General features: G+C 64.4%; 12 protein-coding genes. 1 reads left to right on the forward strand and 11 read right to left on the reverse strand.

Going from position 1 to position 13,612, the window contains the following annotated elements; genetic code table 11:
• Positions 1-12: 12 nt before the first annotated feature.
• From hldE to msbA, 4 genes are all read right to left on the reverse strand, one after another.
• A complete protein-coding gene (hldE, locus tag CTR55_RS23330; RefSeq protein WP_296289787.1) occupies positions 13-1,437 on the reverse strand; it encodes a bifunctional D-glycero-beta-D-manno-heptose-7-phosphate kinase/D-glycero-beta-D-manno-heptose 1-phosphate adenylyltransferase HldE in 1,425 nt (474 codons plus the stop codon).
• Between the two features lie 87 nt (positions 1,438-1,524).
• Positions 1,525-2,937: a PIG-L family deacetylase gene (locus tag CTR55_RS23335; protein WP_296289789.1), complete on the reverse strand. Its 1,413-nt coding sequence runs from the start codon at positions 2,935-2,937 to the stop codon at positions 1,525-1,527.
• A gap of 163 nt (positions 2,938-3,100) precedes the next feature.
• Positions 3,101-3,997, reverse strand: a complete 897-nt coding sequence (locus CTR55_RS23340) for a GNAT family N-acetyltransferase (RefSeq protein WP_296289792.1) — start codon at positions 3,995-3,997, stop codon at positions 3,101-3,103.
• Between the two features lie 13 nt (positions 3,998-4,010).
• Positions 4,011-5,840: a lipid A export permease/ATP-binding protein MsbA gene (gene msbA / locus CTR55_RS23345; RefSeq protein ID WP_296289794.1), complete on the reverse strand. Its 1,830-nt coding sequence runs from the start codon at positions 5,838-5,840 to the stop codon at positions 4,011-4,013.
• Positions 5,841-5,940: 100 nt separating this feature from the next.
• On the opposite strand from msbA, the gene CTR55_RS23350 reads away from it, so the two are divergent.
• Positions 5,941-6,591: a lipopolysaccharide kinase InaA family protein gene (locus CTR55_RS23350; protein ID WP_296289795.1), complete on the forward strand. Its 651-nt coding sequence runs from the start codon at positions 5,941-5,943 to the stop codon at positions 6,589-6,591.
• On the opposite strand, the gene CTR55_RS23355 is transcribed toward CTR55_RS23350, so the two are convergent.
• From CTR55_RS23355 to CTR55_RS23385, 7 genes are read right to left on the reverse strand one after another with little or no spacing between them, the layout of a single operon-like run.
• Positions 6,575-7,795, reverse strand: a complete 1,221-nt coding sequence (locus CTR55_RS23355; RefSeq protein WP_296289797.1) for an O-antigen ligase family protein — start codon at positions 7,793-7,795, stop codon at positions 6,575-6,577. The genes CTR55_RS23350 and CTR55_RS23355 overlap by 17 nt on opposite strands.
• 11 nt (positions 7,796-7,806) lie before the next feature.
• On the reverse strand, positions 7,807-8,673 hold the full coding sequence (locus CTR55_RS23360; RefSeq protein ID WP_296289800.1) for a glycosyltransferase family A protein: 867 nt from the start codon (positions 8,671-8,673) through the stop codon (positions 7,807-7,809).
• 35 nt (positions 8,674-8,708) lie between these two features.
• Entirely contained in the window at positions 8,709-9,665 is a 957-nt protein-coding gene (locus CTR55_RS23365) for a glycosyltransferase (protein ID WP_296289802.1), read from the reverse strand.
• Positions 9,662-10,564 carry a lipopolysaccharide core biosynthesis protein gene (locus tag CTR55_RS23370; RefSeq protein WP_296289804.1) on the reverse strand — a complete coding sequence of 301 codons (903 nt, stop codon included), beginning with the start codon at positions 10,562-10,564 and terminating at the stop codon, positions 9,662-9,664. The genes CTR55_RS23365 and CTR55_RS23370 overlap by 4 nt, the downstream gene beginning before the upstream one ends.
• Positions 10,561-11,232 (reverse strand): HAD family hydrolase, encoded by a 672-nt coding sequence (locus CTR55_RS23375; protein ID WP_296289806.1) that lies wholly within the window; start codon positions 11,230-11,232, stop codon positions 10,561-10,563. Before CTR55_RS23375 ends, CTR55_RS23370 begins: the two co-directional genes overlap by 4 nt.
• Positions 11,232-11,975 (reverse strand): 3-deoxy-manno-octulosonate cytidylyltransferase, encoded by a 744-nt coding sequence (locus CTR55_RS23380; RefSeq protein WP_296289808.1) that lies wholly within the window; start codon positions 11,973-11,975, stop codon positions 11,232-11,234. Before CTR55_RS23380 ends, CTR55_RS23375 begins: the two co-directional genes overlap by 1 nt.
• A 7-nt stretch (positions 11,976-11,982) precedes the next feature.
• Positions 11,983-13,581 carry an aldolase catalytic domain-containing protein gene (locus CTR55_RS23385; RefSeq protein WP_296289810.1) on the reverse strand — a complete coding sequence of 533 codons (1,599 nt, stop codon included), beginning with the start codon at positions 13,579-13,581 and terminating at the stop codon, positions 11,983-11,985.
• Positions 13,582-13,612: the final 31 nt, after the last annotated feature.

The raw sequence follows: 13,612 nt of genomic DNA on the forward strand, positions 1-13,612 counted from the left end.
GCCCGACGGAGATCAGCCCTGGTGGCGGATCTTCTCGACGATGGCGGTGGTGGAGCTGTTTTCCACCAGGCCCAGCACACGGACTTCGCCGCCGTAGGCCTTGACGATATCCGCGCCGACTACCTGCTCGACACCGTAGTCGCCGCCCTTCACCAGCACGTCCGGGCGGACTTCGGTGAGCAGGCGCTCGGGAGTGTCTTCGGCGAAGCTGACAACCCAATCCACCGCGCCGAGGCCGGCGAGCACGGCCATGCGCCGGTCAACGCTGTTGATCGGACGACCCGGGCCTTTCAGGCGGGTCACCGAGCCATCGTCGTTGACCCCGACGATCAGCCGATCACCCTGGGCGCGCGCCTGCTCCAGGTAGGTCACGTGGCCGGCGTGGAGGATGTCGAAGCAGCCGTTGGTAAAGACGATCTTCTCGCCGTGGGCGCGGGCGTCCTCGATGGCCAGCAGCAGCTGGTCGAGGCTCAGTACGCCACGCTCGGAGCCCTGCTCGCGCTGCACGGCGCGGCGCAGTTCCGGGGCGCTGATGGCAGCGGTGCCGAGCTTGCCGACGACGATGCCGGCAGCCAGGTTGGCCAGCGCCACGGCCTGCGGCAGGTCCTCGCCAGCGGCGATGGCGCCGGCCAGGGTGGAAATCACCGTGTCGCCAGCGCCGGTGACGTCGAACACTTCGCGGGCGCGGGCCGGCAGGTGCAGGGCACTGTGGCCGGGGCGCAGCAGGGTCATGCCGTGTTCGCCACGGGTGACCAGCAGCGCGCCGAGCTCCAGCTCGGTCATCAGTTGCTGGCCCTTGGCGACCAGGTCGGCTTCGTCGGTGCAGCGACCGACGATGGCTTCGAATTCGGAGAGGTTCGGGGTGATCAGGCTGGCGCCACGGTAGATGGCGAAGTCCTTGCCCTTGGGGTCGGCCAGCACCGGGATGTCGCGCTGGCGAGCCGCCTGGATCAGCTGCTGGTGGTTCTTCAGCGCGCCCTTGCCGTAGTCGGAGAGCACCAGCACACGAACCTGGTCCAGCAGCGCCTCGACATCGGTGGACAGGGCCACGGCGTCGGTACGGAAGGCTTCCTCGAAGTCCACGCGCAGCAGTTGCTGGTGACGGCTCATGACCCGCAGCTTGACGATGGTCGGCTGGCCGGCGATGCGCTGGAAGCGGGTGGTCACACCCACCGCCTGCAGGCTGTCGCTCAGGCTGTCGGCGGCCTCATCGACGCCGGTGACGCCGACCAGGAAGGCCGGGGCGCCGAGGGCGGCGAGGTTCAGCGCGACGTTGGCGGCGCCACCGGGACGATCCTCATGCTGCTCGACCCGCACCACGGGCACCGGGGCCTCGGGCGAGATGCGCGAGGTCGCGCCGTGCCAGTAGCGGTCGAGCATCACGTCGCCTACTACCAGTACGGGGGCCTGATCGAATCGGGGCATGGTCAATTTCATGGGAACTCCGCAGGTCGAAATCGCCGCGGATAATACCATAGCCGCCCAGTGCGACTTGCGCCGAGCACCGGGCGGTCACGGTGATCTCTACGGGACTTTGCGGACCCAGAACAGCTCGTGGCGGCGCACTGCCTTGCGGAAGAACTCGTCGTCGCCGGTAACTGGCCACTGACGCCCGGCGAGCACGCGCTGGATCAGCCGGCGCAGGCGCTTCTTGCCGGTGAGCGGGGTCTGCAGGTCGTGCTGCAGGGCCAGGGCCTGGGCCTTGTCGACGCGGGTCGCGGCATCCAGCACCGGGCTCCACAGCGGGTCGGCCGGCAATGCCTCGATACAAGGCGGCAGGGCGATACCGCCGTCGGACGGGCCCATGGGCCAGCGGTCGTTGTCGTGCAGGTGGTTGGCGTAGAGCAGCAGGGTCTGCGGCTTCCAGCTGCTGCGCGAAATCGCCTCCAGCGTCGCTCGGGTGGCATGCACGTGGTCGGCGTGGGGGTCCAGTTCCGGGTGCGCGGTGAGGATCACTTCCGGGCGGATGTGTTCGATCAGCGCGGTAAGGTCAGCCACCAGGTTGAGCCAGGTCGGTACGCCGTCGCTGTCGCCGGGCAACGCCAGTGGATTGAAGCCGCGCACGCTGCGGATGTCGGTATCGCCGGAGTCCCGCGAGCCGAACGCCTGGCTCGGCTCGGCGGCCATGGCCGGCAGTTGCAGGCAGTAGTAACCCAGTTGCACGCAACGCTCGGCGGGCACACCGCCCCACAACGGCGCGGCGATGCTGTCCCAGGTGCGCAGACGGCCTTTCAGGCGCGCGGCGGCGGCCTTGTCCAGGCCCAGGCGCTGGTAGTGCTCGGCCTCGATCTCACCCTGGGTCAGGGTGACGATCCAGGCCTCCGGGCAACGACTGTACTGGCCGAAGGCAGCCAGCTCGGCGTCATCGGCGTGGGGCGCGATGATCAGTAGGCGCTGCTGGGCGTAGTCCGGGTTGTGGAAGGCGTGCAGCACGCCCTGCTGCGCCAGCCGGCAATGACGACTGCGGATGCGCAGGTGACCAGCGCGCAGCGCTTCGCCCTGCCCGGAGAGGTTGATGTAGCGTTTGCCGCTGACGCCGCGTTCGAAGTCCTGGCGGTCAGGTTCGACGCCCTCGATCAGCACTTGCGGGTCGAGCCAGCGGCCGAGCAGCGAGGTCTTGACCTCGATCTCCAGCACCAGGGTTTCTTCGCCCTGCGGCAGCGCATCGGTGGCGACGTGCAGGCCGTGCGGGCCGAGGGACACCGGCAGGGCGATGGAGCCCTCGGGGAAGTCGTAGCGGTAGTCGTCGCGCGGGGAATAGAACAGGTGATCGGCGAACCAGGCTTCGTGGGCAACCCATCCCAGCAACACGGCCAGCGGCACGCTCCACCAGGGCGCGAAGATGCCCAGCAGGATCAGCGCCAGCAGGGCGACGAGCAGGACCACGCGCTTCTTGCGGCGGTGCTGTTTGAGCAGGTGCTGCTTGCGGGCGCTCATGGTGATTCTCCGTAATCCTACTGTTACCGATAGGCTCGGCGGCTTGCTCTTCGTAGGATGGGTGGAGCTTGCGATACCCATCAGCGTTACCGGCCAGCCCTGTGATGGGTATCGCTTCGCTCCACGCCATCCTACGGTCGTGCCCGACGTCGGCGTTCCCGCCTCAGACCTGGAACACCGGCACGCGGTGGCACCAGCGGTCCTTGTACTCGCGGTCGGCACGGCCGAAGGAATAGCGCAGCGGCTTGCCCAGTGCCTCGGCGTCGGCCCAGGCCTCCTGGGTATTGACGAAGCTGAGTACGCTGCCGGGGCTGAACTCGCGGTTCTCCGGAGCCACGCCGCCGTTGATGTATTCGACGCTGACCCACTTCGGCGCTTCGACCCGATAGAGAATCTGGATCGCCACCGGCTCGCCGTCCAGGCGCACCAGCGAGCCGCGCATGAAGTCGCGCATCAGGCTGAAGACTTCGGCCAGCCGTGCCTTGCCCGGCACCTCGAACTCCCAGCGGCGCTGGAACAGGTCGGCATAGATACGCGCCTGCTCTTCGGGGCTCAACTCACTCATGGGCTGCAGCACGCCGCCTGCCTCTTCCAGCAGGCGCTGCTCGCGGCGCTGGTTGTAGCGGAACTTCTTCGAGAAGTCGGCCGGGGCGCGGTTCATTGCCAGTTGCTCGGGCTGCTCGCGGGCGTCGCTGACCTGCTCGCGATTGAGCTCGGAGAGGTAGCGCACCTGATGGCGCAGCTCGATGCGGGCGCCTTCGGCGATGGGCAGGATGATCTCGGCGTTGCCCAGGTCGAACAGCGCCTTCTTGCCCTCGCGCTTGAGCACGTCCTTGGACAGCGCCAGGTTGCGCCCCCAGGTCGGCACGGCGGCGCGCAGTTCATCGCCTTCGAACCAGCCCAGGTAGCGCACCGGAATGCCGGCCAGGCTGGCGAGACGCTCGACCACTTCGGGGTGGGTGGCGACGCTGCCGCCGAAGCGCTGCCAGGCAGCGGCATAGTCGGCCGCCGCGATGGGCGCCCAGCCGCGTTCGCGGAAGACTCGCAGACGGTTCAGCATGTCAGGTGCCGCGTCATACCGGCTGCTCGACAGCCAGCTCGTTGCCGTCGACCGGATCGTCGGCGAACTGACGTGCGTGCAGGCGCGCGTAGTAGCCGTTCTGGGCGATCAGTTGATCGTGGGTGCCGCGCTCGACGATGTGGCCCTGGTCCATCACCAGGATCAGGTCCGCCGCCTCGATGGTGCTCAGGCGGTGAGCGATGACCAGGGTAGTACGACCTTCCATGACCTTTTCCAGAGCCGCCTGAATGTGCCGCTCGGATTCGGTATCCAGCGCCGAGGTGGCCTCGTCGAGGATCAGCACCGGGGCGTCCTTGAGCAGCGCGCGGGCAATCGCCAGGCGCTGGCGCTGGCCGCCGGAAAGCATCACGCCGTTCTCGCCGACTTCGGTGTCGAAGCCCTCGGGGAGGCGGTCGATGAATTCACGGGCAAAGGCGTCTTCGGCAGCCTTCTCCACCGCCTCGCGCGGCTTGCTGGCGAGGTCGCCGTAGGCAATGTTGTTGAGCACGCTGTCGTTGAACAGGTTGACCTGCTGGGTCACCAGCGCGATGTGCCGGCGCAGGTTGGTCAGCTTGTAGTCTTCGACGTCCGTGCCATCGAGCAGGATTTGCCCGTCGCTGTGGTCGTAGAAGCGCGGGATCAGGTTGGCCAGGGTCGACTTGCCGCTGCCGGAGCGGCCGACCAGCGCCACCATCTGGCCCGGCTCGACGCTGAAGTTCAGGTCGTTGAGCACCTTCTTCTCGGTGCCCGGGTAGGTGAAGCTGAGGTTCTTCACTTCGAGGCGACCCTGCACGCGATCGCGCTCGACGGTGCCGTTGTCCACTTCAGGTTGCTCGTCGAGCTGCTCGAAGATGCTCTCCGCGCCGGCCACGCCCTTCTGGATGGTCGAACTGACTTCGGACAGCTGACGGATCGGTTTGGGCAGCAGGCCAGCCATGGAGATGTACGCCACCAGATCACCAACGGTGGCTTCGCCACGCAGCAGCAGCACGAGGTACAGCAGGACAGCCATGGCGCTGTAGATCACCAGTTGCAGCATCGGCGTGTAGATCGCCGAGGTTTTGTTCATCCGCAGGTTCTTGCTGGTGTTCTCGTTGGTCACGTGACGAAAGCGCTCACGCTCGTAAGGCTCGCCACCGAAGCTGCGGACCACACGGTAGCCCTGGATGGTCTCGGAGGACACGTGGGTCACGTCGCCCATGGCCACCTGGATCTTCTTGCTCTGCTTGCGGAACTTGCGGCTGGCGGTGGTCACCATCATGGCGATGATCGGCAGGATCGCCAGCATCACCAGGGTCAACTTCCAGTTCATCCACAGCAGGGAGAGGAACAGGAAGACCACGGTCATGCCTTCACGGATCACCACCTTGATGGCGTCGGTGGCCGCGCCGGTGACCATGGTCACGTTGAAGGTGATACGCGAGATCAGGTGCCCGGAGTTGTGGCGGTCGAAATAGCGGTTGGGCAGGGTAAGCAGGTTATTGAACAGCGCAATGCGCAGGTCCTGCACCAGACCCAGGGATACCTTGGCGATGAAGTAGTTGCCAAGGAAGGAGCCAACACCCTGCCAGACGGCAATCAGCACGACCAGCAGTGGTACCGCGTAGAGTAGCGAAAGGTCGCGCAACCAGGCCCAGGGCGCGTTGGGGAACAGCTTGGCATCCGGATGCGCCAGGCCGTCGACGAAGTACTTGAGGATGCCCGCCAGCATCGGCTGGGTCGCGGCGAAGATCAGGAAGCCGACGATGCTGATCAGGAACATACCGATGTACGGACGCACATAGGACAGCAGTCGGAAGTAGATCTTCAGGCTCGAAGGAGCCTGGGGTTCTTTACCGGACATGTAGGAATCGCACGCTTAAAAGGTCGGCGATTATAACACAGCGCTCTCGTTTGCCCGGCGGCTGGGCTACTATAGCCGGCTATCGATTCAGGGACCCGTTATGCAAGACCTCGCCCTCTCCGCCTACGAAGCGCTGCGCGCCGGCGCCCAGGTGCTGGAAGCCGACAAGCATGGCGACAAGGTCCTGCGCCTGGCCGATGGCAACTTCCTGAAGCTGTTCCGGCGCAAGCGGCTGATCTCTTCGGCGGCGCTGTATCCCTACGCGCAGCGCTTTGCCGACAACACCGAGACGCTGCAGCGCCTGGCAGTCCCCTGCCCGCAGATCATCGCGGTCTACCGCATTCCGGAAATCGCCCGCGACGCAGTGCACTACCAGCCCCTGCCGGGCGACACGCTGCGCCAGGTGATTGCTGCCGGTGAGGCTGACGCCCAACTGGCAGCCCAACTGGGCACGCTGATCGCTGAGCTGCACGATCAAGGCGTGTACTTCCGCTCGTTGCACCTGGGCAACGTGGTGAAGACCCCTGAAGGCACGCTGGGCCTGATCGACCTCGCCGACATGAAGAAGCAGCGCCGGGCGCTCAATCTCGCGCAGCGCAAACGCAACTTCATCCATATGCTGCGCTACACCGGTGATCGCCAGTGGCTGCTGGCGGGCAACACCGACAGCCTGTCGCAGGCCTACCTCGCTCGCAGCCGGGTACGCTGGCCGCTGGCCGACCTGCAACGGTTCCTCAGCTCGGCTCCATGACCGCCGGCCGCACCTGCGGCCAGCGCTCCAGACTCAGCCCCAGCAGAATCACCACCCAGGGCATCAGCCACATGGCGCGCGTGCGCTCCCACAGGCTGAAGACGTCGAATTGCAAGGCGACGCTGGAGAACACCCACAGCAGCATCACCGACAGCCCCAGCGCCCGTGCGCGGCAGCGCCAGGCGTGATAGCCGATCATGCCCCACAACACCAGGAAAGCCAGCAGCGCCGGCACGCCGTACTGGATGGCGGTATGCACCGGGAAATTGTGGGCACCATTTTCATAAACGGAAGTCCCGCTGGTCACCGAATAATCGGCTCCCAACCCCACGCCAAGCCAGAAGTGCTGCTGGATTTGCGGCCAGGCATTGCGCAGCAACTCGAAACGCTCGGCATCGCCCCGCGCCATCAGCCCGGGCTCGGCGATAACCAGCGCCGCGCCGCCCACCAACAAGAGTAATGGCAGCAACTTGGCGATCCGCCCCGGCACCAGGCTGAGACTGAAGATTGCCGTGACCATCAGCGCCAGCAAGGCCCCACGGCTACCGCACAGCGCGACATAGACCAGAGAGGCTGCCAGCAGGATCACCCAGGGCAATTGCCGCCAGCCACGACGCGGCAGCAACGGCACGCACATGACCGCGACGAAGGCGATGGAATAGGCCGCCGCATTGGGGTTGTCGAGAAAACCACCGAACCCGCTCAGACGTCCCGCCCCGAATACCGGCTCGAACACCAGGGCCGCCAGGCTATAAAGCCCGACCACCAACGCCAACGAAAGCATCGCCAGGCGCAACCGACGCTCGTCCGCGCGCGCCCAGAGTACCCAGCCGAAGACGAACAGCATGAACAGCGAAGCGCTCTTGAGCTGGCCCAGCGGCTTTCCCCCCGTGGACCAGAGCAGCGAGAGGACCGCCCAGGCAAACAACGCCAGCAGGAGCCATATTTCCTTGTGGGACCGCAGCAGGTGGCCGAGCTCCTGGCGGCGGGCGATGCACAACCACAGCGACGGCAGATAGACGAGCAGCGCGATCATCTGGAAGTAGAACTTCATCGTCGGCGTCAGCATCACACCAGCGATGCTCCACAGCACGCCGACACCCAGCATCGCCTCGGCAATCCGGCTCCCTCTGCCCTGGCTCGCGCCGGTCGGCGTCAAACGCGGACACCAGGCGCTCCAGGCATGGGTAATCAAATCCTTCATCGGAAAACTTCTTATTCCTGGCCAAACTTGAACAGCAAATGGCGAATCCGCCGCAAGGTAACGCGATTCCAGCGCCACGGCGGAAGATGCAGCAACAGCGACCAGGCGTAGCCCTTGTCACAGACGACGGACTGCTTGAGCGCCTTGTTGTAAATACAAGTGAGAGCGGCAGCGTAGGCAGGATGGTCGCGGTAGGGGGCGATCGTCATGCAGTCGTAATCGAGCTGGCTCTTGAACGCAGTCCTCGACAGATTACCCTCATGGCGACGGTAGCCGCTAACCACCTCGGGCAGGACTTCGACACCGTATCCCTGATGAGCGATTTTCAGGGTCATCTGGAAATCCTGGATGCGAATCTGCGGATCGTAGCCGCCGACCTGGTCCATGGCCTCGCGCCGATACATCACCACCGTCGCACCGATGGCAACGGCCTGCCCCAACAGTTCGTCGAAGCTATAGCGGCGTACGGCCTCGCCTGGCCCACCCTTCAGGTGCTTGCCAGCGGCATCGATATAGATGGCGCGCCCGCCCAGGCATCCGACCTCGGGATGCTCGCGCAGGTAGTTCGCCTGCAGCGTCAAGCGCCCCGGCATCATGATGTCATCGGAGTCCGGCGTCGCCACCAGCACGCCACGAGCGTGACTCAGGGCCGTGTTGAGTGCGGCACTGACGCCCTGGTTGGTCTGGCGATAGAACTGAAAGCCATGCTCTTGCTGCAGTGCCTGGATCTTCTCGACACTGCGATCCCCGGAGCCATCATCCACCACGATCAATTCGAAGTTCGGGTAGTCCTGGCGGAGAATGCTCAGCAGTGTCTCTTCGATATAAAGCTCGCGGTTGTAGCAAGGCACCAGCACGGAAATCAGCGGGTATTCCACAGACACCTCATTAACCGGCAGAAATTGGCCACCGCTCAAATCCCCAGTGCCCAGCGCCAGCGTTCCAGCATACCGGGCTGCGCTCGCTCACGCAGCGGGGACGCCATGGCCTGGACTATCCGCGCACCGATCTGGCTGAAGCCAAAACCTTGCGTCGCCAGCGCCCGCCCAGCCTCCGCGATGCGTGCCGCGCGTTGCGGGTCCTCGCGCAGCAACTGTAGCTTGCTGCGCAGTTGGGCCACGTCGCGATACAGCACCACGTTGTGCATGTCCTGCAGGCCCAGTGCGCGGTTCTCCGCCTCTCCCTGGTCGTATGCCAGCAGCACGCAGCCACAGGCCATGGCTTCGAAATTCTTGATCATGTACTCGCCCATGCCAACGTCCGCGCTGACGAAGAAGCGGATGCGGTTGAGCGTATTCAGGTAGTCCTCGCCCGAGTTGGTCTTGGTGACCAGCAGGTTCTCCAACTGCCCCAGCTCATCCAACAGTGCCTTGCGGCCGCTGTAGGCCACGCTGCCGGTGCTGCCGACGAAGGCCAGTTCGATATCCCGCTCCCTGCCCAGGTCATGTAGCAGATCCTGATCGTAACCCTTGGGCACGAAGACCGCATCGAAGCCTTCCTGGCGCAGTCGCTCGCTGACCATGAAACCCGAGCTGATCACCCTGACCCAAGGTAGGCGGCGATAGTGCGCACTGAACTTCCCGGTGTACTTGCACGCAATGTAGTTCTGGTAGGCATCGTGCTCGAGGATGACCAGATTGGGCACGCTGCGAATGAAGGACGCCTGGCGCATTTCCTTCTTGAAGCGCAGGAAGAACAGGATACGGTCGTACTTCGCGACATCCACGTGCTCACGGAAGTAGCGGCGCAGATTGGCCTGCTCGTCGCTGCTCAGCCAACGCAGATCGCAGTCGCAGTGCTCGGCAATGCCGTCATACAGGCGATCGAGGATGGCACGTTGTTCTTTCTGGACCAGGAACAGAACTTTCATACCGACTTGCCCACCTCAGGAGCCAATGGTTGCGATGCCGCCGAGCCAATCAGGCCGTCGATCTGAGCGAGGCCGATTTTCGGGATCATCTCGCCTGGCAACCGGCTATCGCGGGAAAGATTGAAAACCTGGAACTCCGAGTCGATAACCCGTCGGGCAAGGATGTCGAAGTGCGGCAGGATATGGCCGCCGAAATCACTGTCCAGTCGGCTTTTGACCTGAGTGCCCACCGGGTCGTAGAACTGACCCAGCGATGAATTCATGTCGACGCCGACCAGGAATACTTTGTCGAACCCGAGGAAATATGCAAGCTGGATGGCGGCATACGCGATGGTGCGGGCATTGAAGTAACCCCGCGCATAGTTACGGCTGAAGCCGATGCGGTTGGCGGTCTGACTCAGCAGCGACCAGCGCATGACGAAGTCCGGGTCCCGTCGGACCGACCAGGCGAAGGCACGGTCGGAGCGCTGCGGCACACCGACCCAACGATTGACGCGCTCCATCAGCAGCAGGCTCTCGGCCTCCAGCGCCTGCGGCTCCTTCCGGTACAGGCGCTGCATCGACTCCAGGCTCAGTGCGGACCAGCGGGACAGGCGAATACCAGTGGCCAGCGCCGCGCTTTTTTTTTCCGCCACGCCAGCGTCATCGCACAGGTAGAACAGCGGGCTCAGGCCGGCAGTCTCGAAACAGGCAATGGAGCCGTTCATGGCGATCATCGGCACGCCGGCGTAGCGCTGCAGCGGAAACTCCGCCACCGAAGGCCCGGACGCGATGATGAACACCGGGCCACTGCAACTATTGCGCAGCGGCTCCCAGGAAGGCAGTGGCCGGTACTGCCCATCAGGCAGGCGCAGGCCACGCGCTCCGGTGCTTGCGATTTCCAGGGCCACGGCGCTCATCGTGCTTTTTCAGCCTCGAGCAGGGCCTGGATGTCACGGTATTGGGTGACCGGCTTGTCGACGAAATAGCTCGGCGCATCGTGGAACTCACTCCAGCCCTGGAGAAAGACGAAATCAAGTCCGGCGGCATCGGCGCACTGATGATCGAAGCGGCTGTCACCCAGGAACAACGCGGGGCCCGCAAGATTGCCGGAGGCCTGCTCACGGGCCAGGATGCTGTCTTTCGCTGTCGGGCTGCCAAAGATCCCACCGTCGAAGAGTGCATCCAGCCCTCTGGTTGCGAACACGTCACGCAGCTCGGCTTCATCGCCGCCGGAGACGATCATCCAGCGGCTGTGCGGCAGCAGCTCGCGCAATTGTTGCAGGCCGGGAGCGACGGCGCACGCTAGCAACCCCTGGCGCACGGCGCTGGCGTACTGATCAAGGAGCATCGGCAAATGTTCCTGCAGGTCATCCACCCTGACGATCTGCTGCAGGAAATACTCGAACTTGCGATAGCGGGAAATGCCGCCATTGGCCTGGTGATAGTCGACGAATGCCTGCGCGGCGGGCACTCCGAACGGCAGGGCAACCTGATGGAATGCCTGGGTCTTCACCGCGTTGGAGTCGAGAACGACGCCATCGCAATCGAATGCCAGACAGCGGTAGTCAGCGAGCGGGCGCAGCATCAGAGGCTCCGCGCCAGGATAGCCGCTTCGGCCGCGGCGACATCCTCGGGATTGTCCACGGCAATGGAGTCCTGGGACAGCTCCAGCATCCTCACTTCCCAGCCCAGCTCGAGGAACCGCAGGATCTCGATGTCCTCGAGACTTTCCAGCGGTGTCTTGCTGTCGCAAGCCGCGAACGCCGCCAGGGACTCTCGCGGGAAGGCATACAGGCAGACCTGGCGCCAGCCACGGACGAACTCGTCGCTCTTGGTGCCCGGGATGGTCGCGCGCGACATGTACAGCAGACGGCCGTCCGGACGCAGGACGACCTTGGGCGTGCTGGTGCTGCGAAATTGCGCTTCTTCCGCGATGGCGCAGTAGCCATTGAGCACTTCGCCCGGCCACTGGCTGCACGCCTCGATCATCCGACGCAAGTCATCGGGATTGAACACCGGCTCGTCACCCTGGACATTGATGAAGATGTCCGCGCCCAGTTGCTGAGCGCACTCAGCCAGGCGGTCGGTGCCGGTCAGGCATTGCGAGGACGTCATCAGCACAGAGATGCCGTGCTGCTCGCACACCTCGCGAATACGGTCGTCATCAGTGGCCACATGGACTCGTTCGGCGGGACAGGCCTTCAGGCACTGCCTGTAGGTCCGCACTATCATCGGCACGCCGTTCAGTTGCACCAGGGGCTTGCCCGGCAGGCGGCTGGATTGGTAACGGGCGGGGATGATAACGGCGTAGTCGGGCGTAGCGGCCATGGGCGACTCAGAGTGCATAAATGGAAGAACAGGGAATCTGATAGCGGGTCGGCGTCACGGCGAGCAGTTCCGGTGCAGAACACTGAGCCTGATACAGCTCCAGCACGTCGTTAACCTCGGCGTTGCGCGGGTCTTCCCCCGGATAACCGTCAAAGCCCGCCAGCAGTACCCGTCGGGCCTTGCCACTGGCAGCCACGGCCAGTGCATAGGCGGCCACCAGAGACGTCGGCAATGTACAGTGCCGCGAATGGAAACCAAAGCCCTGCTTGTCGATCGACAAGCCGAAGTCCAGGAGTGTCTTGCCGTCGAGAGAAGCGCGTACATCTGCGGGCAACATGCCAGCCGGGGTGATCAGCGGCTGCGGCAATCGCAGATGCTCGGCACCGTCCGCCATCAGGCGCAAGGGGTGGCATGCCGCACGCAGATCGATCAGCTCCGGGTCGATGTCCGTCTGGGTGTTCAGGGCCAGCACCACCGGCCGGGCCTTGCGAATGTACTGTTCGATGGCTACCCGATGTCGTGCCACCCCGTCGCCACTGCCCAGCAGCAAGACTTCGCGCTCATCGAGCAACTCTTGCGGCGCCCATTCGCCATGGGGCGCGCCGTGGTAGAAGTGGCGTGCAGCTTCCAGTGTATCGGGGTTGTATTTCTTGCCACCGCTGGCGCGCAACGCCTGGATAGCCACCAGCAGGTCCGAGTTGCCGTAGCGGGAGTCGGCAAGCATCTCCTGAACGTAGGTCGGATGGATGCCGTGCATGCCGGCCAGGTAATAGTAGGGATTGCTCCCCCAGCCATAGAGCTGCTGCATCGGCTGGAAGCGCTGCGAGACCAGTTGCAACAGCGGCGAGAGATTCCCGTTGCCGCGCTGCATCGCCAAATATTCGATACGCGCATTGCCCGGTCCGCGGCCCATGCCCAGCACCGTGCCATCTACCCAGGTGGCACCAGCAGAAATGGCCGCCAGTGTGTTGGCGTGGGCCAGGGCCCGGTTGTCGTGGGCGTGGATACCAAGCGAGCCCTTCCATACCTGGCGCAGCAGGTCAATGATTCGGCGCACATCTTCCGGCGACAGGCTGCCCATGCTGTCGGCGAAATACAGGACGTCCAACCCGAACCGCTGGGCGGCTGCCGCCAGCCGGACGATGGTGTCGTCCGGCTGCTCGGCGATCTGCATCAGGTTGATCCCGACCTTGTAACCTTGCTGCCTGAGCCACCCGCAGGCGGGAAGGACAGCCTCGAATTCATGAGCATGGCTGGCGATGCGCACCAGCCCGACCGGAGAGTCTGCCGCCGGGGAAAACAGCAGCCTGGCAGCGGCCAGCGCACCATCGGCGTGCTGGACCAGCTCGCTGGCATTCACCATGACGCCATAGCAGACGCCCGGAAGCAGCGGCAGGCTGCTCAGGAACGCATCACTGCTGTAGGCATAACCACCGCGAAAGCCGTGACGTGCAAAGCCACGAAGGCCCAGCTCGACGTAATCGATGCCGGCAGTCGCCATGGACTGCAGGTAGTCCTGGACCAGCTCGGTATCGAAATCCCAGTTGTTGTAGTAACCGCCGTCGCGCAGTGTGCAATCCAGCAGGAAAGTCTTGGAGTCGCTCACGTATTCGTTCCTCGAGCGTGATGTGGAAACG

It is taken from the genome of Pseudomonas sp., from assembly GCF_002796985.1.
Taxonomy (GTDB): domain Bacteria; phylum Pseudomonadota; class Gammaproteobacteria; order Pseudomonadales; family Pseudomonadaceae; genus Pseudomonas.

What these genes read in the sequence shown, in the direction of transcription:
- hldE (WP_296289787.1), bottom strand. Translation starts at nt 1,437, where the DNA reads ATGAAATTGACCATGCCCCGATTCGATCAGGCCCCCGTACTGGTAGTA.
- CTR55_RS23335 (WP_296289789.1), bottom strand. Translation starts at nt 2,937, where the DNA reads ATGAGCGCCCGCAAGCAGCACCTGCTCAAACAGCACCGCCGCAAGAAG.
- CTR55_RS23340 (WP_296289792.1), bottom strand. Translation starts at nt 3,997, where the DNA reads ATGCTGAACCGTCTGCGAGTCTTCCGCGAACGCGGCTGGGCGCCCATC.
- msbA (WP_296289794.1), bottom strand. Translation starts at nt 5,840, where the DNA reads ATGTCCGGTAAAGAACCCCAGGCTCCTTCGAGCCTGAAGATCTACTTC.
- CTR55_RS23350 (WP_296289795.1), top strand. Translation starts at nt 5,941, where the DNA reads ATGCAAGACCTCGCCCTCTCCGCCTACGAAGCGCTGCGCGCCGGCGCC.
- CTR55_RS23355 (WP_296289797.1), bottom strand. Translation starts at nt 7,795, where the DNA reads ATGAAGGATTTGATTACCCATGCCTGGAGCGCCTGGTGTCCGCGTTTG.
- CTR55_RS23365 (WP_296289802.1), bottom strand. Translation starts at nt 9,665, where the DNA reads ATGAAAGTTCTGTTCCTGGTCCAGAAAGAACAACGTGCCATCCTCGAT.
- CTR55_RS23370 (WP_296289804.1), bottom strand. Translation starts at nt 10,564, where the DNA reads ATGAGCGCCGTGGCCCTGGAAATCGCAAGCACCGGAGCGCGTGGCCTG.
- CTR55_RS23375 (WP_296289806.1), bottom strand. Translation starts at nt 11,232, where the DNA reads ATGCTGCGCCCGCTCGCTGACTACCGCTGTCTGGCATTCGATTGCGAT.
- CTR55_RS23380 (WP_296289808.1), bottom strand. Translation starts at nt 11,975, where the DNA reads ATGGCCGCTACGCCCGACTACGCCGTTATCATCCCCGCCCGTTACCAA.